We start from the raw sequence: 23,456 nt of genomic DNA, 5'->3' as shown, positions 1-23,456 counted from the left end.
CTACGGTGCCTTCACTGGCGGCGACGTCAATCTCGTCAACATGACACTACAAGAAATTGATGCTCTGCAAACCCGCATGCTGAACATCCCAAGAACCGCTTCAACTCGTCAGCCCTCGGTCGCTATCAGATGGTGCGCACCATCCGCAAGACGCTTGGTCTACCAACGTCCGCCCTGTTCGACGCCGCCATGCAGGATCGATGCGCCTGCTATCTGCTCGGCCTGCGTGGTATCGACAAGTATCTCGCAGGGCGACTTTCCCAAGATACACTCATCAACAATCTCGCACGCGAGTGGGCCTCGCTCCCGACCACCTCCGGCAAAGGTGCTTATGCCGGCCAGAACGCCGCTGTGAACCCAGACCGGGTGCGCCAGATCTTGGCTCAGGTAAAGAAGCGCCACCATGATACCCAGCCTGTCCGTGAAATCCTGGTGGAACGGGAAATCGACAAGCCGGTCGTGCCGATCACCGTCGAAGCTGAAATCCGCAAGCGCACCGATCAGTGGAGTTGGATCACCACCATCTTTGGCTCGGGTGGTGCAGGCCTTGCAGCTCTCACCGGCATGGACTGGCAGACCGTCGTCGCGATCAGTGCACTTGCCCTTGGAGGGCTCACCATCGCGCTGCTGTTGCGGCGCCAGATCGTGTGTGCCGTGAAAGATGTACGCAGGGTGATTGAGGGGGTGACTTAACACTCTACGAAGCTAATTTCGTTTTTCTATTTACTCACTTGAATCTAAATGCCGAAGAGCTTCAGCGAGAGGGGTTGTTTTCAGGTTAGCTCTCTGACCCTGTGCCTGGAGTCATGCGATTTTATAAAGTCAGCATGATATCAAAACAGCCGGCTTTTTATAGCTTATGCGCACAGTTAACGAGTGAACCATGTGTAATTGACGACTCAGACAGCGTTGGGTAATCTGAGATTTCCACCAGGGGTGTCCCGTCAAGGGGCTGAGATTCTGCTGGGCCGCAAGGCAGCGCAGTGACCCTATGAACCTGATCCAGTTCATGCTGGCGTAGGGACGGTGCTGATGCCTTCTCGGCCGCATACGGGAATCGGGCATGCATTTCCTCTCGTCAGCGCTGGTCTCCATAACCACGACACGAGGAACCTCGAAATGACGTCCAAACAAATCCCGACAGTTACGACCGGACCGCTGCCTGCTTCGTCTAAGGTCTTCAAGCCCGGTGTGCTGTATCCAGATATACGCGTGCCCATGCGCGAGATTGCCCTGCATCCCAGCGCCGGCGAACCACCGGTGACAGTATATGACTCCTCCGGTCCTTATACCGATCCCGGTGTCGAGATCGCTATTGAGCGTGGCCTGCCGCGTTTGCGTGAAAGCTGGATCATGGCGCGAGGCGATGTTGAAACTTACGACGGGAGACAGGTCAAGCCCGAGGATAACGGCTTTGTTTCCGGCGACCGGCTGGCACCTGAATTCCCTACCCGGCACCGGCCCTTGCGGGCATCTGGTGGCAAGGCCGTCACTCAGCTTGCCTATGCCAGGGCAGGCATCGTTACACCCGAGATGGAGTTTATCGCTATCCGTGAAAATCTTGGCCGCAAGGCTGAGCGGGAAGCACTGGCGCGAGACGGTCAGGATTTTGGTGCATCTATTCCCGATTTCGTCACGCCAGAATTCGTGCGCGATGAAGTGGCACGTGGACGGGCGGTCATCCCATCCAACATCAATCATCCCGAGGCCGAACCAATGATTATCGGCCGCAATTTTCTGGTCAAGATCAACGCCAATATCGGCAATTCGGCGGTAACATCTTCGATGGCTGATGAGGTCGAGAAGATGGTTTGGGCGACACGCTGGGGTGCGGATACGGTGATGGACCTGTCTACGGGGCGAAATATCCATAATATCCGCGAATGGATCATCCGTAATTCGCCCGTTCCGATTGGCACCGTCCCGATCTACCAGGCACTGGAGAAGGTCGGTGGTATCGCCGAGAACTTGTCCTGGGAGGTGTTTCGCGACACGCTGATCGAGCAGGCCGAACAGGGGGTGGACTATTTCACGATCCATGCCGGGGTGCGACTGCATATGATCCCGTTGACGATTGAACGCGTGACCGGCATCGTGTCACGTGGCGGCTCGATCATGGCAAAATGGTGCCTCCATCACCACCGGGAAAGCTTCCTTTATGAACACTTCGAGGACATTTGTGACATCATGCGCGCCTATGATGTCAGCTTCAGCCTTGGTGACGGCTTGCGTCCCGGCTCGATTGCCGATGCGAATGACGCTGCACAATTTGCTGAACTGGAGACACTGGGTGAGCTAACTAAAATCGCCTTGGCGAAGGATTGTCAGGTCATCATCGAAGGGCCAGGTCATGTGCCGATGCACAAGATCAAGGAGAATATGGACAGGCAGCTTGCCGTTTGCGGCGAGGCGCCGTTTTATACGCTTGGGCCGCTGACAACCGATATTGCACCAGGCTATGATCACATCACCAGCGGCATCGGGGCTGCAATGATCGGCTGGTTTGGCACGGCGATGCTTTGCTATGTTACACCCAAGGAGCATCTGGGCCTGCCTGATCGCGACGATGTGAAAACTGGGGTTATCACCTACAAGATTGCAGCTCATGCCGCAGATCTGGCCAAAGGGCATCCGGCCGCGAAAATTCGTGACGATGCCCTTTCTCGGGCCAGATTCGAGTTCCGCTGGGAAGACCAGTTCAATTTGTCTCTTGATCCTGAAACAGCGCAAGCTTTTCACGACGAGACCTTGCCAAAAGAGGCACATAAAGTCGCACATTTCTGCTCAATGTGCGGGCCGAAATTCTGCTCGATGCGAATTTCGCATGACATCCGTGCTGAAGCACAGAAAGAGGGCATGGCTGCAATGGCGCAGAAATACCGGGAGGGCGGTGACCTCTACATGCCGGTAGGCTGATCAGCCCAGACTGTTATACGGCCTCATCTCCTGATGAGGCCGTAATGACGTTTGATAGCCTCGCCATCTCTTGCGCGATTGCATGGAGGCCTTCGATCAGGGGTTTGCGGTCTGCCCGGTAGTCCAGGATCTTTGCCGCAACGGCGCTGTAGAAAGATGTCCAGCAGAAACGCTACTCGCCGTCCGCGTCGCCGAACCGCTCCCGCCAGAACGGTTCATTCCGGAACCGGTCGAGGTCCTGCTGCTGGCCGTCGAATGTGAAGGCGAGGAGGCCATCCTCCATCCAGCCGCCCGGCGCGACCCGCCAAACCGTGGCGCGGTTTGTGTAGAAGTACCATTCACGGGGCGGCGATACGGGCGTCCAGTTGACCTGAACACGCTTGCCATCGTCTAGATTGGCAGTGATCGTGCCGACCGCCTTTATGGCCATCACTGAGACAGTGGCGCTGCGGTTGTCGAACGGCAGTTCTCGCTTGCGAGTATAGGACGACTTGATCGCGATCCTGTCGCCCGGTCGCATCGAGCACACGAGATCGCCGTACTTCCCGTCCTCGTAGCCGTTTTCCCAGATACCCTCGGCGAGAAATCGAGGCGTCTGGTCCTCGGTGCGATTGTACGCGGCACCGACAAACCAGCTAGGTCTCACGCTTGAAATTGCCGACATCGCAAAAACTCCATCTATGCCGCCATTCGATTTATTATTGAGGCGACATAGGTGTCTTTTTGATCCTCCATGAACAGCACATGCATATCCTCTAATTCATGGATCGTCTTGCCCCAGTTCAGATTGCCGAACCGTGTCGGTGTGACGATAAAGCTGTTCAGTATAACGTTCTCACTGGCGAGCCTTGCCTGGATGCCCTTGATGACCTGATGGAACTCGATCTTCTTGTGGCCAGGGCCTTCATGCTGGAGGCCATGAGGCTCGACGAAAGCCAAGTGCTGTCTGCCGTCCTTCACAAGCCATAGAAGGAAGTCGGGATAGAAATTGCCTGCCTCAAAGAAGCCCACTCCGCGCCCGCGGCTCTCATTGCGAAGCAAGAATAGTTCAATTCCTTCCGCCGCCAGCCGTGCTTGATCCTTTTCGATGAAGAGGCGCAGATCATCCAGGAACTGGAATTCGCTCTCATTCAATGAAACCGGCGCAATCTGGATTTTGCTTCCCTTGGCCGCATGAAGCACGGGCTCGTAGAGATGCGTGCCAAACAGGCAGCCTTTCAAGTCGCCAGCACGCAACACCCCGGCTTTTCGAGCGGATATCTCGCTGGTGAGGTTCTGGATGTCATTAATGAGCGCTGTTTCGCTGGCATCGACGATTAGCTGGTATTCGTCCGCTTCAGGCAGGCTTCCGTCGCCGGCCTCGATCTCACGGAGCTCAAGGCGTGGCTCGATAAAGGCCGCCTTGCAGTAGTTGTAGTATTCTTCCGAGAATCTCTGCAGGAGTTCCGCCGCCATCTCCTGCCAAAGCGCAACGTTTCCAAAATCCGAGAACTCCATCTTCCCCGAAGGCACGACGACCTTGTACCAGGTCCGGTCAGTGAGCAGCGTCCTGATCATGGACTTGGAAATGTTGAGATTGTGCCAGGTGCGCTCACGCTTGAATTTCTCAAGCCGGAAGAAAAGGTCATCGTAGTCCAGGAAGTCCAGGTGACCATCCTCGAAAACGGTCTCCTCCTTGGTGCCCAGCTTGGTGCCCTTCTTGGACTCGAGAGACTGGATCCGAGGATACCAGTCTATCGCGACGCCCTTTTGGCGTATCTTTTCTGGGATCAACGTCAGGGCCGGCACAGCGCCGTCCCTCTTGAAATCGTACTCGCGACCGTCACCGCGCTTCTTTCGGGGGCGCAGCACCTTGAGGCGTTGCCCGAAGTCGTATGTGACCGTCAGCGGAACTGTGAAGACCTGCTTCTGATCGTTGCGGGGCAGCTCTTCCTCTTCAAGGAACTTTCGGAATCGCTCCATGAAGTCGGCCTCGATCCCGAAGACATTCAGGGTCTCGACGTACTGTATGAGTTCCGGTTGATGAGTGGGGGTGGCGAAGCCGCTGCGCTGGAGCGACCAGTCATGCCCCTTTAGCCGGACGCCGCGCCCGAAAAGCTGGATAATCTGCGCGCCTTCGCTCTTGCCGACATGCATGAGACCAAGGGTGCTGACGCGCCAGCAATCCCAGCCCTCGACAAAGCGTTTGGAACCGATGAGCAGGTTGACCGGGGAACTGGAGAGGTTGATTTGCCCGAACATCGTCTCGGCAAACTCGGATTCCAGGACCGCGACGTTGTCGAACTCCTGCTCAGCAATATGGGTCGCCAAGCCAGATGCGTCGCCGACGTTGATGAGCCCGAACGGCTTCTCGGCCTGTCCGACGCGTAGCATGATCTCGTTCTCGTCGCCCTTGATCCGGGCAATCGACAACTCACCACCGGCCCGGTTCTGAAAGAGCTTTTCGAGGATGTCGCGGAACAGGTCGCCGGGCTTCCAGCCCTCCCGAAGCATGAGCTGTTGAAGGTAGACGACCCCCCCGGCGAAGATGTCGCCGCCGTTCTCGTCGAGGAGACCGGTCTCCTGAGCGTTGCCGGTAAGGATCCGCTCAATCTCGGCGGCCGACGCACCCTCGCTCTTCAGGAACTTCGCGATGAAGGCGAGGATCTTGCCTACGTCAGAAACCGTGGCCTTCTCGGCCTTGGAGCCGGTGGCCTTGGTCACGCTGGAACCGACGAAAACCCAGAGCGGTTTCTCGATGTTGTAGGGCGCATAAACGCCGTGCTTGTCCTCGTAGAGCTTCAACTGCTGGTAGAAGCTCAGAAGGCACGCAGTCAGGTACGAGAACTCAAGCTGGGAGAAGGTCCGCGGAAGGTTGAAGATGCGGTAGTCCTTGCCGTAGCCGTCCTCGTAAAAGTACCGGTACGAATAGTCGAACAGGATCGTCTTCGCGTAGGATGCCTCGATTTCCGGGCGCTTCGCTGCCGTAACGGCCTCTTTCAACGTCGCCGAGTACTCGAAGACGAAACCCTTCTCCGACAGGCGGGCGCGGCTTCGGAACCAGCCGCGCTCTTCTTGGCTTCCCATCCCGCGATGGGCCTCGTCGACGAGCAGCAGGTTCTGGTCGCCGAGATTGCGTGTCGCGATGACGTTGGGCCCGTCGGTGTCTCCGAGCTTGGTCACCTCGGTGAAGTCTACCTGGCGCAGCCCGTTCTTGCCCGAGGACAGCAGGTCGCCGCTATCCGTCAGCAGGCGCGACGCGACGATGTTGCTGCCCTTCATCTCGCGCGCGTGCTGGAGAGAGAGCTGCTCGTTCGGCGTGATCAGCACAGTCCGCGTCAGGTCGTGCTTAAGTGGCGATTTCGAGGCGTAGTGCCGGAATTGCAGGAAGTTGACGTGCATCAGCAACGTCTTCCCCGAGCCGGTGGCGTTCTGCAGGCAGAGCTTGTTCAGGTCATCGAGCTCGTAGGGCGTGATCCCCGTCTCGTAGCCCTCATCGCTCCAGTACTTGTCGAATGCATCGACATAGGCGTTCAGCGCGTCCAGCAGCGCGGCGCGGTCTGCGAAGAACCGGTCGAGATAGATCTCGGCAAACAGCAGCGAGAGCCACTGGTAGTACTTCCAGACGATCGGCCGGTCGCGCTTCTCGTTGATCGCGAGCGTGTGGCTGACGATGTTGTGCTCGTAGCGCAGCAGGTCGGCCCGCGTGATTTCGGCGCCCGCCTGCAGATGGACGTCCAGCGCCTTGTAGAAGTGGTGCAGGTTCTCGGACGTCATGCCCTCGGGCGCGTCCTTCACCGTCTTGGCCAGCGGCTGCACCGGCCGCAGGGTGCGCTTGCCGTCCTTGTGGTCCTTCAGCGGATCGAAGCCGAACAGGCTGACGATCCACTGGTTGAGCACTAGCTTGTGGCCAAAGGGGAGCGGCTTGATCTTGGATTTGGGCTTTCTCGCCATCGCTCAGCCCTCCACGTCCCACATCGCCTGGTGGAAGGCTTCCTCGATCAGGCGCACCTTCCAGGTCTCCTCGTCCTTGCGGAGGTTGGGCAGGTTGTTGGACCCGTTCACGTAGATCACGTCGAACTCGGTGTCTTGCGCGGAGAGGCGGTACTTCCGGAACCACTCGTCCAGCATCAGGTTGTCCTGCTCGAGATCGCCGGTCAGCTTGCGCCAGACGACCAGCGCCTTTTCGCGGTCGTTGTGATCGCCGGGGGTGCGCAGGGTGTAACCCTCGACCTTGCGGAAGCGCCAGGTGCCGTCGTCCGTCTCCTTCAGCGCGCCGTCCAGCATCAGCCGGGTGTTCGTGTCGTCCGGCAGCTCGGGATCGACCTCGCGCTTGAAGGCGGCGTCATAACCGCGCCAGCGGTCCAGATGCTCAACATGCAGGCCGATCAGCCAGTTGAACGTCTCGACCAGGTCAACGGCCTTCTCAACATACTCGTCCGTACCGGGCTTCTTGATTTTCAGCTTGTAGGCGGTCGGATCGTCGAACCATTCGATGTTCAGGAGCGACGGGCTGCCCTTGGTCTCGAAGTCGAGCCAGTAGCGGAGCATGTAGTCGCGCGCGAAAAAGCGATCCGCTGCCGCCATTTCTTGCGGAGCTTTTAGGGACAGATTGTTGAGAGCATCTTCATAGGTCTCAAGACGGAGATATCTGAACGCATGGCTCGTGCTGTCTCGTTCTACCGGGCCGCCGTTCTTCCATGTCGATGAGTAAGCGGCCTTTCGGATTCGGGGCACGACAACCTCTTTAGCGTGGCGACCCATCTCCATAAGCAAGTAGCGCCTCTTGCTGCCATACTTCCGATTCAGGTTGATAACCGAGTGCGCGGTTGTGCCCGATCCCGCAAAATAGTCGACGACGAGCCCCTGATCCGGGCTGCCCATATAGACCAGATCCTCGACGGCATAGATGCTTTTGGGATAGTCGAACGCGTTTCCCGGCAACATGTCTTTCAGAAGATTCGTTCCTTTCGTGGAAGCATCGTACCGGGTGTCGAACCACAGTGATTTCGGCAGATAGGTGTCGTCTACATAGTCCTTCGCATAGACCGTCGGGTCGTCCTTCCCCCGAAGAAAGAAAGTTCCGAGCCCGCATTCGGTCTTCGACTTCTCGAAGCCCCAGCGCCACCGACCCAAGCTTCCATCCTCCCTGATGGGCAGGATGAAAATGAAGCCAAGCGCCTCGTATTTCCGCCTGAGCGCCTCGACAAATTCATCGTCAAATCTACGCTTGCTATATATTTTCGTGTATTCTTCTTCTTCGATTAATTTGAACTCCATGTTATTCTTGTTGTACAGGAACGGATAATACATGAAGGGCCTGTCTTCACGAAACGGCGCGGAGCCCCTTCGCCTCAGCGGCAGCTCACGATAGCGTCCCCTTTCGTCTTCTTTCGGGTACTTTGCGACGATCTCCTCAGCCTCGAGCTTCAACCTGTTTACGGTTGCGAGGCGGCGGTTCTTTGCGAACATCAATGTGTATTCATGTGCGGCCGCGATGAAGGCCTGGTCTCTGCCTTTGGGGTTATGCAGGATGGCGATATTCGCAAGATGGTTTTCTTCTCCGAAGATATCCTGGCAGCACAATTCGAGCCGGGCGGCTTCGTTGTCGTCGATCGCGGCAAAGAAAACACCGCTCTCGCCAAGCAATCCTTTCGACAGCGAAACACGGGACGCAAGAAAGGAAAGCCACGAGGAATGCTTGTAAGAGTTCTTGTATATTATCTCCGATGCGGCGCTGTTGTATGGAGGGTCGATATAGATACAGGACGCGTGATTGCGGAATCGCCTGAGGGCCAATCCGATGCCCGCCATATTGTCGGCATCAATGACGTCGCCGGAGAGCGCTTCTCCAAGATCGGGAATACTAGATATTAGGCGGTCCGAAAAATCCTGGCTGAACTTGCCAGTGTCGATTGAGAGGTGCCGGTTTGACTTCAGGAACTCCGTCGTGAGTGGCGACGAATATCCATCGACCTCCCCGATAGCAAAGAGATCTACCCACTCCTGCCGCTGCGCCTCGTTGGCTGCGATCTCCGGGTAGAATTCCTCGGGGATGCGATCGAGCGTGATGCAGTACTGGGTGTCTACGACGAACTTCTTCTTCAGCCACAGCTTCTTCTGGAAGTCCTCCAGCTGGGCGAGGAAATCAATCAGGTGATTTGCGACACGGCGCAGCACCTTGATCTTGGCCAGATAGGCTTCCACCCGCGGCGCATCGGCGGACTCGATGTCGTCCAGCCGCATGACTTCGTTCTTGATGTAGAAGTCGAGCTCTCGCCGCAGGAACCCGCCCAGATCCTTGTGGATGAAGTAGTCCATCGTGTTCCGGCCCGTGTACTGGGCCAGATACTTCTCCAGCAGCGTCCGGTCCTTCTCGGCCTCAGTCGGCGCCGGGGTCATCAGCGCGGTCACATAGTCGCCTGCGCCCTCCAAACCGGGCAGCAGCGCCTTCACCTTGTCCGCCGCCTCGGCAAGCCGCTTCTTGCGCCACGTTCCCTCCTGGCCTGTCTTCTCGGGATCCGGGCGGTACTGGAACTGGATCACCAGCTCCGGCTCGCCGGTGTCGCCCGACTCGATCTTCACCGGCTCGGGCTCGTGGATGATGAAATAGCGTTCGGTCTGCTCGGACGCCTTGACGTTGTTGTGCTCGCCCTCGGACGCCGAGACAATCCGGCAGTGGACCTTGAGCGGCTTCTGCTCGAACAGCGCGCCGTGCTTGCCCCTGAACTCCTTCGCCTGCGTCGGATCGAAGGTGAAGTTGGTCAGATACTCGGATGTCTTGATGTAGTACTGGTCGCGGTTGGCCCAGTGCAGGTAGACCTCACGCCCGTCATAGGGAACGGCGTAGGGGGCCGCCTTGCCATCCGTCTCGCGCGCGAAGTAGCGGCGGCTCATGAAATCGCCGTTGTCGTAGTAGCGCACAAAGAAGCGGTAGAGGTGGTCGTAGACGTCGCCCTCGTTGCTGCCGCTGTCCTTGGCCGCATCCCAAGCCGCCTTGGCCTTCTTGACGGGCTCAGTCACGTCTGGATCGGGGGCGCCGTACTCGATCGCCTGCTGGCGGGCAGCCTCATACGCGGCCTTCGCCTGCTCGACCCGGGCGCCATCCGCCTCGCCGAATGCGTCCCGGATGATGCCCAGCAGGTCTTCCTCGAGAAACTTGGTCACTTGACCGGCTTTCGCATGCATGATGCGGTAGAAGCCAAAGTCCAGGTCCGGCTGGTCGAGCTGGAACAGCTCCTTCAGCAGGCTGATCAGACGTTCTCGTTGTTTCTCGACGCTCGGCATGTGACGGGTTTCTCCTGCGTTCTGTTGGCTCACGCGACCGCCCAGCGGACGGCGAAGAGCTCTTGTTTGCTGATATCCTGTTGAAGGCGGGCTTCCAGGTCGGCGATCATCTGATCTCGTTCCTCGATGATCTCGTCCTCCACCTCAAAGATTCGCTGGCGCAGCCGGCGCTTGGACTTTTCCAGCTCCTGGATCTGCGTCTGGATGCGATGCTGCTGTTCGGGAGATTCGGCCGTTCGCGCCTCGCGCTTGAGCTCAAGGATCCGTGCCTTTGCGTCCTGCAATTCCTTTTCGGCGGCAAATACCTTGTCCTCGGCCCATTTTTCCAGCTTCCGACTTTCCTCGGAAAACCACTGGGCGTTCTGCCGCTTCAGCGCCTCGATGACGTCCTGTTCGCGTTGCGCCAGTATGGGATCCAGCCGCGCCCGATCATGCCCGATCTCGCCATCGGCTTGTCGGCATGGCATCTCGAACAGGCGTCGAACAATGTCAGGGTCGATATCGCGCCCATCATCCGTCTTGGCCGCGAGCAGGATGTGGTCCTGCTCGTCAAATCCGGAGAAGCTGAGCCATCGTGCGGCGAGGATACCTGACTGCCCCACTAACGGCTCGATGTTGACCGCCTTGGCTGGCCATCCGGAATAATCGAACACGAGGGCTGCACCGTTCAGATTGCGCTCGCGTGCCCTGGCAATCACGTGCTGTGCGAGCGGGTGCCCCAAGCGATATCTGTGCTCGCTAAGGCCATTCTTGGCGATCCCGTAGCCCCCGGTCGGGATGTCCAAGCCGTCGGGCGCGCGCTTCAAGGTGAAGGTGAGGTGTTCATTATCGAAGTTGGCGTGCTGCCGCAGCTCATGCTGGGTAACGGCCCACAACATTCTCTCATAGCGCCCGATATACTCTCTGCTCTTGTCCAGATTGAACTTGAGGCGGTCATGGACCTCAGCGTCGAAGTTCTCCAGCAACTTCCGACGCGTATCCTCCATGGCAGCATTGATGTTCTCGTCCATCTCTGCGCGTAGACGCTCGAACTCCGTCTCGATCTCATCCGTGGATCGACAATTTTGGTAGATGGTGACGATGCGCTTCTCGAATTCGACGCCAGACTCAACGGCTCCGAGCACCTCATCCGAAGCGCCGAACACGCCGGAGAACAGCTGAAACTTCTCGGCCAAAAGCTCGTAGACGCGCTGATCGGCCGCGTTGTTCTTGTTGAGGAAGTTAATCACGACCACGTCGTAAAGCTGGCCATACCGATGGCAGCGCCCGATCCGTTGCTCAATTCGCTGAGGGTTCCACGGCAGGTCGTAGTTCACAACGATGGAGCAAAATTGCAGGTTGATGCCTTCGGCCGCGGCTTCGGTTGCGATCATGATTGACGCGTGTTCGCGGAAATGCTCCACCAGTGCGGCGCGAATGTCGGCAGTGCGGGAGCCAGTGACGCGATCAGACCCCTTGTGCTTCTGCAGCCATTTTTCGTAGATAGCTTTCGACTGAGGATCGCTGTTGGAGCCGTTGAAAAGCACAAGCTTGTCGGCGTACCCGTTCTCCGAAAGCAGCCGTACCAGATACTCCTGCGTCCGGCGCGACTCGGTGAAAATGATGGCCTTCTGCGCTGCACCAAGCTCTTGCGTCTTGGCGAAGCCGGCTCTCAACGCGCTTAACAACGCCTGACCTTTGGCGTTCTCGGAGATTGAGACAGCAAGGTCCCGGAACTCGCGAAGGTCTGCGATCTCCTGCTGGATGACCCCAATATCTTCAGCCGTAAGAAGCTCTGGCTCGTCGTCATTGTCCGACCATTCGTCGGCGACCTCTTCATATTCCTCGTAGTCCTCGGACAGCTCTTCTTCGAGCTTCTCCCGAAGGTTCGTGTCATCCTTGAGCTGGCGTTCCAGCTTCCGGGCTAGGGAGTCGAGGGCGCCGGCAATGGCGAACGTGGAAGAAGCCAACAGCTTGCGCATGATTAGCGTCATCAGCGTCCGCTGGCTAGACGGCAGTGCCTGCAGAGACGGTCGCCGAAGGTATCCCGACACCATGTCGTAGAGCGACTGCTCCGCCTCGCTTGGAACGAACTCTTGGGTGATGGGTATCCGGTTGGTGTAGCGGATGTATTCCAACACCTGTCGGCGCAGAGTACGGTGGCAAACCGGCTGAAGGCGATGCTTCAACTCTTCAAACTGGCCGTCACCGGTCAAACGCGCATATTGCGCTCGAAAGCTCTTCACATCGCCGAATGTGTAGTCATCGATCAGGCTGACTAGACCGTACAACTCCATCAGTGAGTTCTGAAGCGGGGTCGCCGTCAGGAGTACCTTCGGAACATTTGCAAGCGCGCCCTTCAGTGCTCGGCCGATCCGGTTGTCGGGCCTATAGACGTTTCTAAGCCGGTGAGCTTCGTCGATGACTACCAGGTCCCACGGGATGACCATCAGCTCGTCGGCATGTCGCGCGGCGAATTGGAACGAGCAGATAACGAGCCTCTTCTGTTCGAATGGGCGCCGCGCACCATCTTTGGCCAATTTATTGTAGTTCTTTGCCTCTAAGATCAGGGTTGGCAGAAAGAACTTTTCTTCGATTTCCTGCGACCACTGCTTACGCAGATTTGCCGGAGTAATGACGAGGATACGGCGCCTGCCCTCTGTCCATTTCTGCGCCAAGACCAGCCCGGCTTCGATGGTTTTTCCAAGGCCAACCTCGTCGGCCAGAATAGCTCCCTTCGACAGCGGCGACTTGAACGCGAACAAGGCGGCCTCGACCTGATGCGGGTTCAGGTCCACTTGCGCGTCCAAGAGAGCGCCAGCGAGCTTTTCGGCATCGGCAACCGAGTGCCGCTTGCTGAGCTCGAGTGCAAATAGCTTTGCGTGGTATTCAGTAATCAATTGATCGCGCCCCCCGGCTGGAACTCTAGGGTTCTAACCATGGTCAGAACCCGACGCGGGCAGGAGGCGCATTTGGCCGATCGCGCTTCTGTTTAAGAGTACGATCTGCTGGTCTTGCGGCCGGCGGGCAGATGGGTCGGTGTCGAGACCTAGCCGCTTCAGCGCGTAGTAGAGAAGCGCCTTGCGAACCGGGATCGTGGCCCTTCCGCTGCGCAATCCGTAATCGAGCGCGATGACCTTTTGCTGCGTCTCAGACAGTTCAGGATGCGGTCCGATCTCCAAAGTGACATGCTCGTTCCAGTCGGCATCCCCCTCAGCGCTGATCTCGCTCGGCTTGGTGTTACGGGTCTCGATGATCCGCGAGAGAAGGAAGTCCTTGAAGCTCTGGTCCGTGAGACAGAAAGCCCGTGTATGCCAGCGGAAACCGTCGAACCCGATCGCGTGTGGCGCAATCCAGCGCCAGCGCGGCTCCGGCCGGGACAGGGACTGGTATTTGACCTCGATGGCGTCTGATCGGCGAATTGCGGCGACCACCGAACGTAGCGTTTTGGCGTTGACGCCCCGCACTGGCGTCGGCGCGGAGTCGTAGGATGGAAACTGGCCGATCCAGACGTCAGAACGGTCGAGGATGCCGTCGGCGACGGAACGAAGCTGAGAGAGATAACGGCTGGCGTCGGGCATCAGAAACAGGGGGGCGAACTTGCTGCCTCGGATGTAGGTTCGAGCACTTTTGTCGTAGACCATGTTGTCCGGAGCCATGCCGATGTAACGGTTCAGGTCGGTGGATGCCTGATTCACCGACACGCCGAACGCTTCCATCAGATCGCCCCGATTCACATGCTCCTCCCAAAACAGGCGGAACTCGATGAATTCGAGCCGTCGCTCGACGCCCCACCGAAGATCAGCCTTCTCTGTTCCCACCACGCACTCCCAGCGACATGATCCGTCCCAAAACTAGGCGGGCCCAGTTTCTGTATTTTCGATCAAGCTATCTGAGAAGCGGTGTGGGTTCAATCGAAATTGGTAGCGTCTGCAAGCAAGGGAGAGGGCGGGCATGGCGGCTGGTTGCCCCTCGGCCAACCGCCATCCTGGAGCTATGGTCACGCGCCCGCTTGCTGAGCCTGTCCAGGGTCGGATGTGCTGGATCGGATAATCGACTGCTCGTATTCCTCGACGTCGGACAGGCGATAGACCACCCGGCCGCCGAGTTTCACGAACTTCGGCCCCTCGCCGGTCCAGCGCCACCGTTCAAGCGTACGATGGCTAATCCCCCACCGCGCTGCCAATTGGATTTGGTTTATGCATGTCGCCTTCATTTCCGTTTCCTTTCGCTCAGGCCAGTTTGACTGCGACACAACGAAGGCGTGGAGGGAAAATACTATCAAGGTAATACTGGCCGAAGCACCGAGCACCAGGTGAAGTGGCGTCTGTTCATGTAGCGAATTTCTGCGGTGGCGAAGATTCACTTAAGAATACGAAGGCGTGCTGGCGGGATGTGGGGCATACTTCGAGCGAGTTTGTCGAAGAGTCCTTTCCCTCCATGTTGCAAGCTTGTGCTGCATTTCGCTGATTATCATAGGTCTTCACCTCGTTCGGTCAGGTAATTTGCACTTCAAGCAGTTTGAACTGTTCCCCTTCGCCATGTGGCAGGCTTTCCCTGCCGCGGACTACTACGGGAACTCCGCCAACATGATGGACATCAGGGTCAACTCCCTTGCGACGCAGAACATCGGCATTCCATCATGCCTTCCCTCGTTCATATGCTGGACGTCTTCGTATTGGTGAGGCTGCCGGTCGCAGTCTTTTCCCTTGCTTTCCGCAAGTCGATGCCGATGCCATGGTCTGGCTGCATTCTCCCCATGGCTCCCACGAACAGCCTACGTATTCGTCCGTGTTGGGATGACGCTGGCATACATCTCAGGCGCCATCATCAGCATTTCGCCTGTTAAGCCGTGTAGGCGAAGGCGACCTTTCAGCCCTCAGATGCGGGTTAACCAGTTCGTGTTCCTCAACCTTCCAATACTTCAGCCTCGGGAACCATCTTGGCGTAACGGCTTCGCCTCAATCCCCTTTACCTGCGGGCTACGTCACCCTGCCAGTTGACGGCAGGTCACCGCCGCTTGGGCTCATGCCCCCTTACAGCAGAGGGCAGGCAGTTCTTCGCATCCTCCTTTCTCTCTGCATTCCAGTCATATGCCTCCCCGATTGGGGCGAGGCGCACCATAGGTCAGGTCCATCGCCCATACCTGATTGGGTCTGGTAACCGCCAGCTTGCGCAGGAGGTAGGGATAGATTTTGTGACCTGGCGCTGGTTTTGACGTGTTCGGGCGACGATAGATCGCCTCGATACCCATCTTCTTCATCAGCGTGGCGACGTGCAGCCGCCCAGTTTCCATGCCTTCTCCCTTCAAAAGCCCTTGCAACATCCGACTTCCCGCGAACGGATATTCGAGATGCAGCTCGTCGATCCGGCGCATCAGGGCAAGATCGCCATCAGATACTGGACGCGGCGAATAGTAGACGCTGCCACTGCTGAAGCCGAGGAGCCTGGCCTGCCTCACGACCGACAGCTTGTGCTCGCGGTCGATCATTTCTTTCCGCCCAGCAATCCCGCCTTGCCGAGCGCACTGGAAAAAAATCGTTCTCCAAGGTCAGTTCGCCGATCTTGGCGTGAAGCGTTTTAACATCGATGCTCGGTCCGGACGGATCCGCCTTCGCTTCATCGCCGAAAACGCCTGTCGCCCCATCAAGGAGCTGGTCTTTCCACTGCTTGATCTGATTGGCATGCACGTCGAACTGCTGAGATAATTCCACCAGTGTCTGCTCACCTCGGATCGCAGCAAGCGCCACTTTTGCCTTGAAAGCCGGGCTATGGTTCCGGCGCGGTCGTCTCGTCATGGTATCTCCTGTTCCTGGCATCTAAGCCAAACTCAGGCAGAAATTCCACTTATCCGAGCTGTGCAGATTTCCCGAGCCACCTCTGACTGACGCAAGGGTAACGGAGAATCCCGCCGCATACAGTGGAACGATGCGGAACAGGCGACCCACAATAAATTGCAGTCGCGATGCTTTTTCCAATGAGTAAGGAATTACGAAGCCGCTTACCAGGAAGAATAATGCCATGCCTAATGGGCCCCAATCGAAAAACCGATGCGGGTGCAACCAAAGCAGATAAGTTGGCATGCTCAGCCCGTCGATTACGGGTGCGCGAGTGAGTTCTGATACCGCCGATTGCTTATCCCAATAAACACCGAAATAATGTGATATCAGTACACAGATCGCAGCATACCCTCGCAGGGTGGTAGCAAATTCCGTGCTCTTCAAGAGTAGGTCCTTTAATCAAAAATCGCCGAAACAAACTCCAGGTGATAAGAGATTAGAAGCGCAATCGGTTACTTTTTGTCACTCGCACGGTCAGCTCAAACCAGGATTTCATTCAAAAACTTCCCGGAACCTGGCTGCTCATTACCTTTTTTCTAATTCGACCAGATCTGCTCGCGTCAGAGGGAAAAGCCTCAGACCGATGAGACGGATGGCTCAATGAACTGCCCACTATTGGCGCGGCCTTGTACCGGAGGAGTATGCTGCCAGGAAATCCCACACCGGTTGGTTATGTCGGTCCTGCACAATTCAGCTTGACCTTGATTTTGCGATCGCCCGCCAGCCTCGCCTCACTAGCAATTATGAGCGTCTTCACGGCATCCTCGTCTATCAGAAGAACGCCCTGCTGCAGCACTTCTTGAACACCGTCTATATCGATGCTGCTTGTATAGGTGGCCCGCGCCGAAAAGCATCCGCAGTTACCGATCGACTTGTGGATTTGAAAGCGGGTTATCACAGTAATGGCATTCGCATTTGAAACAGGAGGCTCGTTCTTGACCGTCACGCAACTGGCCAGCTTGTTTTCGAAGGCGATGCCGCCAGCATCTGCAGCTCCGGCAAGTCCGCAAATTGATGCCATTAAAGCTGCGCAGTAGATTAACTTGAACATGAACGGTCCTTGTTTATTTGTCTATTGCGTTGGCAACTGTGTGATGTAGCTCAGGATATCCCTATTGCAGACAGGAACGTCGGAGCGTGTTTCTGGCTCATCCAGCCAACGGCGGTACGCGCTACGTATCTCCACGTCCTTGTAACTGTAGGTCATCGCCTTCTTGCTGATACGACTGGCTGCAAGCGCCTTAGCCGTTACAGCCATATGGGAAGCAAGTTCATTGAACTGCCAGACGTTCCAGTCTTTTTGCCGCTCGATGACGCGGACGTGATAGTAAGGATCATCAGGGCGTACCGGTTGAGCTTTGTAGACCTCGGCCCACCGAACCATCGTGGGTGAGACGGACAAGATCACAGTTTCCTGATGCTCCTGGGCTGACGCGGGCACAGCTGCCAAAACGCCGAATGCTGTCAGGAAGCAGATAGAGGTTCGCGGTTTCGACATTCACTCACTCTCACGAATGTTCTCGCTCCTATCAAGTTCGAAATCTGGGTGACACGGACTATGACCATATGCCGTATACTCCACAATTTCGATTGTGCCGCGGGTTCACGGTTCGGCGTGGACCAGATTTCCGACTGCTTTCATGCCTGAAAACAGTAACTGGCTGATTGAAAAGGTCCCTCCCCTCGCCTTCTGCGTCAAAGTTCGCAGATATCCGCCGGGCGAATTGATAGAGGCAAGTTTCTGGAGAATCCACGCCACAACGGTTGAAGCGGCCTCTGCTCCCATGAAATGAACAGCCTCACGAAACGCCGAGTGGCTAATGCCAAGAAATCCCGAAACAATCCGGGACGCATCGAGAAGTTCGCGCCACGTGCTAATGCCGCTCTTTCCGTACTCGCGAATATCGGGACATATTCGGAGAACCTGATCAAGTGACAGCATTGAAGTAACCCTGATGGGGCTCTCTCTTTCAAATTTTGCCAAATCGTTTGCTTGAGAAGAATGCGGGTTCAAATCAATCTTTTTGATATTTTGATTTTTATAAAGGGATTCTGACAGGGATTCATTATAGCGCCGCTCAAATTGAGCATCGCTGCCGCCCATTTCCGGAGCAATGTCCTTTGTTTTCAACGAGATAGCAAGTTGATCTCTGATGGCGGCGAGTTGGTCCCTGGTTACGGACAATTCGGCCGGAGACGCGCGACGGGGTATTGCGTCGACGATTTCTCGAAAGCGGACAAACTCCTGTTCCAGATCTTGGGAAACCTTGCCGGTTGTCTCGGTCGTTCCGGCAAAAACTGATGCGATATCCCTTCGTAAGACCGATACTTCGTCGCGAAGACGTTTTAGGACGGCCTGGTCTGCAAGGGTTTTGTCGGCCATTGACGCTATTTCGGGCGCTCGAGCAAGCAAGGGTGCAAAGGAGAAGCCGAAGGCAAGCTCGATGTGTCCTTCCCTGTCCTTATGAGCATAGCGTTTACGCGTCGGACTATCCTTGCGTGCAATGATACCGGCTTCGACAAGGGAAGCCAGATGGCGGCGCAGAGTTGATTCCGGCATGCCGTGCGCCCGGAGTGAAAGTTGGCGATTTGACGGAAAAACGACGAGGCCATTTTTCTCGTGCAGCTCGTCTACGGGAAGGAACGATAAAAGTGAACTGAGCACGGCAAGGCAACGATCATTGAGACCGAATGCTGATTTGGTCAAACAGAGCTGCTTATAGATTTCCCAACGGTTTACCGGTCTGTCGTGTTTGCTCTCTTGCCCAGAATTTTGGGTAAACGTTCTCATTCGTCCACAAAGCGTGGACGTTACAGTCTCCAGAATTTGCATTTCCTCTCACCTTTCGAAAGGCAAAAGAAAACCACCCGCCAAAATGACGTTTAAGACTCTTGACACTGATTCATGGAAATGCGATTCTCAGACTTGCTACAGATTGAGAGAGGCTTCCATGCGGTGACGTTTTGGGGGCCTTTTTCTTTCGCGCGCTACTCTCCGTTATTGCTGGTCGTTGAATGGCTGAATTCGTCGTACAGCGTGTCCATTCTACCTGCGAGCCATTCAGCAAAACCGTTTGCATTTCTATTCGAAAGCTCGATAGCGACCTTTTTGGTATTGCGATTCATAACGAGATTCAATGAACCATCATTTGAGGTCCAGCGATTGGTGCTGATGCCGTTGTTAGATTTCTTTGAGCGCGAAGGTTCGGGCACGGCCAGATAATCGAAAGCTTTCTGGAAACGCTCATTACTTTCCAGTGATCTGATGTTGTCCGCGGACAACTCCTGAACGAGGCGATCAAAATTTACAGACGAAACCAGATCGCCAAACTCCATCCAACGTCGCCTACCGATGTCCGGGGCAGCACCAATCAACTCGATAAGCTCGACCGAAATCTGCTTTACGACGGATAACATTTTCGATACGGCGGCCTTGTCGACCGCAAGCGCCGACATTATGACGTCTCTCGTGAACCCCCTCGCCTCCAGACGTTGAGCGAACAGGGCTCGCTCAATATAGGAGAGATTTGTACGGGCGTTATTTTCCTGGCCTTGATTGATGACGAGTTGCTCATCTGTCAAATCGCGAACAATCGCACGGACTTTTGTGCCGATGATTCTCGCTGCCGCGAGACGGCGATGGCCAAATGCGACCTGATAGCGCTCGTGGTTTTCCGGATTATGCCTGACGAGTATCGGAACGAGCTGTCCGCTTTCGCGAATTTGCGCTACGAGTTCGGACAGTTCTGCGGGATCAATCCCCAGCCGATCCGAGACAAAAGATCCGTCAATCAAGCTGGGATCTAGCTCTACGACTACTTGTCCTTCCGAGAGTTGTCTCTCAAGCTCATCGACGCGCTCAACCTTTTGCGTGATATTTGTCAAAGATTTTGTAATTCCACCGACTGGAGCGCTTCGTGCAGAAGGTACAAAACCCGCCAGCGGTCTTGTCCTCGTGATATCAGAATCGGGAGCCTGGGGGGAAAGCGAACCGGTATCCAACGACACCCCGATGAGGTTTTTTCTAGCCATCAATTATTTCCTTCCCCACGTGGCTTTTAGCAGAGACTCGATCTCCCCGTTGACGGCGTTAAGCGAATCCATAGCGCGATCATACGTGCCGCGAATGAATTGCGACCGTTCAACCTCGTAAAGTGTCTGCTTGGTAACGCCAGCGTCCGAAATCGCTGTGGACTTCAGCATCGCATTTTGAAGCATCCGATTGCCGAAAATGGCCCGCATAAATCCTGTCATCTGACTCTGGGGCCCGTCATTGGGCTCGTAACGGGTTACGAGATAACGCATCCAATCGTAACTTGTTCGGCCGCCTGCACGTTCAACGACCGCCATGAGCTCGCTCGTCATCGCCAGAAACTGGCTCATTGACATGACGTCGAGCATTTGTGGATGTACGGTGATCAACACACCGGTGGCAGCACACAGGGCTGACATTGTCAGAAAGCCCAACTGGGGAGGGCAATCAATAACGACTACATCGTACAGGCTTTCTATATCAGCAATGACTTCACCGATCCGGGCAAAGAACATGCTTTCCGCGCGCGCCGTCGTAATCGCCTTTGGTGTCTCATGTTCAAACTCCATAAGTTCCAGGTTGCCTGGAATAACGTGGAGGTTCGGCGTATACGTAGCGCGCACGATCTCGGTAATGTTGCGCGGGGCTTCGTAACGAATGGCGCCATATAGCGTCTCGCTCTCACCAACGTCGAGTTCGGGCTGATGTCCGAAAAGTGCGGAAAGTGATGCCTGCGGGTCCAGATCTATTGCTAGTACGCGATAACCACGTAACGCGAGAAACTGGGCGAGATGGGCCGATGTTGTGGTCTTGGCTGACCCGCCCTTGAAATTCATTATCGCCAGGACCTGGAGCTTCTCGTTTGCTCTTCGCACCGGGACATATTTAGGCGTCCCGTTTTTTTCATCTAAAGATTTGCGAATGCGGTCCATGTCGTCCGGTGTGTACATACGCCGCCCGTTAGGCATTGGTTCTGGGCCATGGCCGTCGGATGCAACTTGTCTCAGGTAACCTTCACCGATACCAATGTATGCAGCTGCCTCGGAAGGCGAAAACTGACGAATTGTTTTTTGAGATGTTGGAGGGAAAATCTTCTGCTGGTGGAGCTGGAGTTGCCGCGACAATTCAAGGGAATCTGCCGACAGGAGTGTCGGAAGATGTTCTTGCTGGTCTGCCGGGTTATGACTTGTTAACATATTAGGCCCTTCAACTTCGCAAATGATTTAAAATCATCGATAACTGCGAAGTTCACAGTAAGCCCGATTCGTAAACATTTTACAAATGATTAACTAAGGCGCTGATGTTGTCCGCGGACAACTCCGAGGTGTCGGCGCTTGGCTCTTAGCCGAAGGAAAAGCCGCGGCTAACGGATTGCCACAATTCGAGTTGTCCGCGGACAACATTTGCTTGATTCAAGTGATCACCAAGCTTGTGGGACGGCGGGGCAGGCATGAGGCAAAAGTAGGCGCTCGCCTACAGATGTCGCGACGCAGTTGAGGGGGGCGTTTAAGATGCCTCATTTTCCCTGCTACTGTTGCGGCGCTCTTGGGTTCGTTACTCCCCGACGATCATTGTCCACCTATATGCTTCGCAGGTGTCCCGGTAGGGCGGAAGGCGCATTTCCCAGTCTTGTCCGGTGGCGAATTTCATGACGGCAACTTGGAAGAGCCGGCTTTTATGAAAACCGAAGTACGCTTTCTAAAGCACTGTCCCGAGCTTTTCCAGGATATCGTCCGTGATGCGGGGGCGCTGGGACCAGTTCAATAGGTTCACCGTGAGCGATCGCCCGGAACACCAGCTGACTACATTTTTCAAGCCGCGGGGATACTGCGGACATATCCGGGGGCTGGTTAGGATTAACCCGTCACTTTCCGAAATTGTGTCATTTCCCCGGTCTCCTCGGAGACCTCGACGTCGGGCTAAAGGACTGGCAAAACTATGAGTCCATTCAACACGTCGATAACGACATTCTTGAAGAAATGGGTAGCATTCCCCTCGTTATGCGGTGTTGGGTGGGGTTCGGAGCGCTGCCTGAAATTGCGAGTTGGTTTATAATCGAAAATGTCAGAACCGTGCGTTTGTCGAATTTCGTCTCAGTTGGCTTATTGAGGATCAGGCAAAGGGCAAATCCGGACTGGATGGAATGTCTTTGACGATAATCCCCTATAGCGGAATCCAATATTATGCTGACAAGCAGGTTCCTGCAGGATGACGTGTTAAAGGAGGTCATGCATGCAAAAATCCGGTGTACTTATCGCCTTGGCAGCCATACTGGTGGTGAATATCAGCGTTGCTGAAGAGTTGGGCCACAAGTCGATCGCAACTGGTTCGGCTCAATGGGTTTCTAGTAGCGGGGACAAATCATCGACCGATGCGATGGTAGACATCGGTACCATGCGCCCAATAGGAGACGCGCTCGAGGTTATTATTCGCTGGCCTTACCTGCCGTCGTCCTATGGCCCTGAAGTGGTCGAAAAGATGCATATCATCTGTCGGGCAAATGGAGCGCTGTCATTCAGTGTGGAGGAAGGCCACGTTTCGCCGGAGGGCCATTTCCAGTTCCAGAATGTCTACGATCCGGCAACCCAGCGCGCCGACGCTGAAAAGCGGGCCATGCAAATGGCGAAAATCAGCAACGGAATCTCGTCCTACGGGTCAGATCCGCGCAGCCTTGCCTGTTGGGCAGCTGCTCGCAAATGCGCCAACGAAGTTTTCACCTGGCCGCCGCCGCCGAACAAAACACCGCTCGAATACACCGAAGAAGCTCGCAAAATGAACGGCGATTATAATAAGTCGTTCGTTCCAACGTGCAAACTGGAGTAATCGCTTCCGGAGTGGCCAAAACCGATAATGTCGATTTTACTTGTAGCCGTTTGTCAGACTAAGGAGATTTGATGCGAAACGAAAACCTACACGGCACGCAAGGCATAGACGGAAAGCGAAAAATGCGGAAGTTAGCGGTTATCTTCAGTGCCGTAATGTTGGTGTATTCGATCACCGCGAAGGCTGATCGACTTGTTTGTTCTGAAGCCGAGCATCTACGTTATATGAAAATGGCAGGCAAGGTTGGCGAGATGGGGATTGACCTTAACCCTGTGGGCGAGGATCGCGTAGCCTTCGAGAGGCTAATAGCTGCGTATGAGACACTCAACCCAAAAGGATCGAAGACCTCACTTTACGTTGCGTATATCCCCACCGGTCAGATTTATAGTCACGTATGTGCGCAAGAGCGCTGTACGATGGAAGAAATGGCAACACCGGAGCAGGCATGTCTGATTAATCATATGAACCAATGTACCTATGTTGCACTTCGCTTCCGGGGCGAAGAGTTTTGCCTACTCCGTTCGCCGCAAGATTCGGGCCTTTGATTTCGGCATTTCGTGGATCTCTCAGGAGTGGTCACCGAGTTCCGTTCGGTATGC

General features: G+C 55.8%; 16 protein-coding genes, 1 pseudogene and 1 riboswitch. Of the genes and pseudogenes, 4 read left to right on the top strand and 13 right to left on the bottom strand.

The window, feature by feature from the left end:
- The first annotated feature begins 189 nt into the window (after positions 1–189).
- Positions 190–693: a hypothetical protein gene (locus tag MKS82_RS00940; RefSeq protein ID WP_240578249.1), complete on the top strand. Its 504-nt coding sequence runs from the start codon at positions 190–192 to the stop codon at positions 691–693.
- 229 nt (positions 694–922) lie between these two features.
- Positions 923–1,042, top strand: a riboswitch (TPP riboswitch).
- 77 nt (positions 1,043–1,119) lie between these two features.
- On the top strand, positions 1,120–2,916 hold the full coding sequence (thiC, locus tag MKS82_RS00935; protein ID WP_196108474.1) for a phosphomethylpyrimidine synthase ThiC: 1,797 nt from the start codon (positions 1,120–1,122) through the stop codon (positions 2,914–2,916).
- A gap of 172 nt (positions 2,917–3,088) precedes the next feature.
- Here the strand turns inward: thiC and MKS82_RS00930 are convergent, their stop codons facing one another.
- From MKS82_RS00930 to repA, 13 genes and pseudogenes are all read right to left on the bottom strand, one after another.
- Positions 3,089–3,562, bottom strand: coding sequence for a hypothetical protein (locus MKS82_RS00930; protein WP_196108475.1), 474 nt, complete (start codon positions 3,560–3,562; stop codon positions 3,089–3,091).
- Positions 3,563–3,594: 32 nt separating this feature from the next.
- Entirely contained in the window at positions 3,595–6,849 is a 3,255-nt protein-coding gene (locus MKS82_RS00925; protein WP_196108476.1) for a DEAD/DEAH box helicase family protein, read from the bottom strand.
- 3 nt (positions 6,850–6,852) lie between these two features.
- Positions 6,853–10,182 carry a site-specific DNA-methyltransferase gene (locus MKS82_RS00920; protein WP_196108477.1) on the bottom strand — a complete coding sequence of 1,110 codons (3,330 nt, stop codon included), beginning with the start codon at positions 10,180–10,182 and terminating at the stop codon, positions 6,853–6,855.
- A 29-nt stretch (positions 10,183–10,211) separates the two neighbouring features.
- Complete coding sequence (locus MKS82_RS00915; RefSeq protein ID WP_196108478.1) at positions 10,212–13,061, bottom strand: SNF2-related protein; 2,850 nt, start codon at positions 13,059–13,061, stop codon at positions 10,212–10,214.
- A gap of 33 nt (positions 13,062–13,094) precedes the next feature.
- Positions 13,095–13,982 carry a WYL domain-containing protein gene (locus MKS82_RS00910; RefSeq protein WP_196108479.1) on the bottom strand — a complete coding sequence of 296 codons (888 nt, stop codon included), beginning with the start codon at positions 13,980–13,982 and terminating at the stop codon, positions 13,095–13,097.
- A 179-nt stretch (positions 13,983–14,161) separates the two neighbouring features.
- A complete protein-coding gene (locus MKS82_RS00905; RefSeq protein ID WP_196108480.1) occupies positions 14,162–14,377 on the bottom strand; it encodes a helix-turn-helix domain-containing protein in 216 nt (71 codons plus the stop codon).
- A 906-nt stretch (positions 14,378–15,283) separates the two neighbouring features.
- Positions 15,284–15,959, bottom strand: a pseudogene (locus MKS82_RS00900) (IS3 family transposase); the annotation flags it as partial.
- 21 nt (positions 15,960–15,980) lie between these two features.
- Positions 15,981–16,385: an acyltransferase family protein gene (locus MKS82_RS00895; protein WP_196108481.1), complete on the bottom strand. Its 405-nt coding sequence runs from the start codon at positions 16,383–16,385 to the stop codon at positions 15,981–15,983.
- Between the two features lie 286 nt (positions 16,386–16,671).
- Complete coding sequence (locus MKS82_RS00890) at positions 16,672–17,052, bottom strand: DUF2195 family protein (protein ID WP_196108482.1); 381 nt, start codon at positions 17,050–17,052, stop codon at positions 16,672–16,674.
- Between the two features lie 21 nt (positions 17,053–17,073).
- A complete protein-coding gene (locus MKS82_RS00885) occupies positions 17,074–17,499 on the bottom strand; it encodes a DUF5086 family protein (RefSeq protein ID WP_196108483.1) in 426 nt (141 codons plus the stop codon).
- A gap of 105 nt (positions 17,500–17,604) precedes the next feature.
- Positions 17,605–18,834, bottom strand: a complete 1,230-nt coding sequence (repC, locus tag MKS82_RS00880) for a plasmid replication protein RepC (protein ID WP_196108484.1) — start codon at positions 18,832–18,834, stop codon at positions 17,605–17,607.
- 155 nt (positions 18,835–18,989) lie between these two features.
- A complete protein-coding gene (gene repB / locus MKS82_RS00875; RefSeq protein ID WP_196108485.1) occupies positions 18,990–20,033 on the bottom strand; it encodes a plasmid partitioning protein RepB in 1,044 nt (347 codons plus the stop codon).
- Positions 20,034–20,036: 3 nt separating this feature from the next.
- Positions 20,037–21,230 (bottom strand): plasmid partitioning protein RepA, encoded by a 1,194-nt coding sequence (repA, locus tag MKS82_RS00870; RefSeq protein ID WP_196108486.1) that lies wholly within the window; start codon positions 21,228–21,230, stop codon positions 20,037–20,039.
- A gap of 1,036 nt (positions 21,231–22,266) precedes the next feature.
- Here repA and MKS82_RS00865 point away from each other — a divergent pair.
- Together MKS82_RS00865 and MKS82_RS00860 are read left to right on the top strand one after the other, a co-directional pair.
- Positions 22,267–22,857 (top strand): hypothetical protein, encoded by a 591-nt coding sequence (locus MKS82_RS00865; protein WP_196108487.1) that lies wholly within the window; start codon positions 22,267–22,269, stop codon positions 22,855–22,857.
- 71 nt (positions 22,858–22,928) lie between these two features.
- Entirely contained in the window at positions 22,929–23,402 is a 474-nt protein-coding gene (locus MKS82_RS00860) for a hypothetical protein (protein ID WP_196108488.1), read from the top strand.
- The last annotated feature ends 54 nt before the right edge of the window (positions 23,403–23,456 follow it).

This window comes from Ochrobactrum sp. A-1 (genome assembly GCF_022488005.1).
Taxonomy (GTDB): Bacteria; Pseudomonadota; Alphaproteobacteria; order Rhizobiales; family Rhizobiaceae; genus Brucella.
Note: the sequence above shows the minus strand (reverse complement) of the source record. Positions and strands in the feature narration are given on the sequence as shown.

Bases quoted from the DNA above. Each gene is read 5' to 3' on its own strand.
- thiC (WP_196108474.1), top strand. From the start codon at position 1,120: ATGACGTCCAAACAAATCCCGACAGTTACGACCGGACCGCTGCCTGCT.
- MKS82_RS00860 (WP_196108488.1), top strand. From the start codon at position 22,929: ATGCGAAACGAAAACCTACACGGCACGCAAGGCATAGACGGAAAGCGA.
- MKS82_RS00940 (WP_240578249.1), top strand. From the start codon at position 190: ATGCAGGATCGATGCGCCTGCTATCTGCTCGGCCTGCGTGGTATCGAC.
- MKS82_RS00925 (WP_196108476.1), bottom strand. From the start codon at position 6,849: ATGGCGAGAAAGCCCAAATCCAAGATCAAGCCGCTCCCCTTTGGCCAC.
- repB (WP_196108485.1), bottom strand. From the start codon at position 20,033: ATGGCTAGAAAAAACCTCATCGGGGTGTCGTTGGATACCGGTTCGCTT.
- repA (WP_196108486.1), bottom strand. From the start codon at position 21,230: ATGTTAACAAGTCATAACCCGGCAGACCAGCAAGAACATCTTCCGACA.
- MKS82_RS00905 (WP_196108480.1), bottom strand. From the start codon at position 14,377: ATGAAGGCGACATGCATAAACCAAATCCAATTGGCAGCGCGGTGGGGG.
- MKS82_RS00920 (WP_196108477.1), bottom strand. From the start codon at position 10,182: ATGCCGAGCGTCGAGAAACAACGAGAACGTCTGATCAGCCTGCTGAAG.
- MKS82_RS00865 (WP_196108487.1), top strand. From the start codon at position 22,267: ATGCAAAAATCCGGTGTACTTATCGCCTTGGCAGCCATACTGGTGGTG.
- MKS82_RS00890 (WP_196108482.1), bottom strand. From the start codon at position 17,052: ATGTTCAAGTTAATCTACTGCGCAGCTTTAATGGCATCAATTTGCGGA.
- repC (WP_196108484.1), bottom strand. From the start codon at position 18,834: ATGCAAATTCTGGAGACTGTAACGTCCACGCTTTGTGGACGAATGAGA.
- MKS82_RS00885 (WP_196108483.1), bottom strand. From the start codon at position 17,499: ATGTCGAAACCGCGAACCTCTATCTGCTTCCTGACAGCATTCGGCGTT.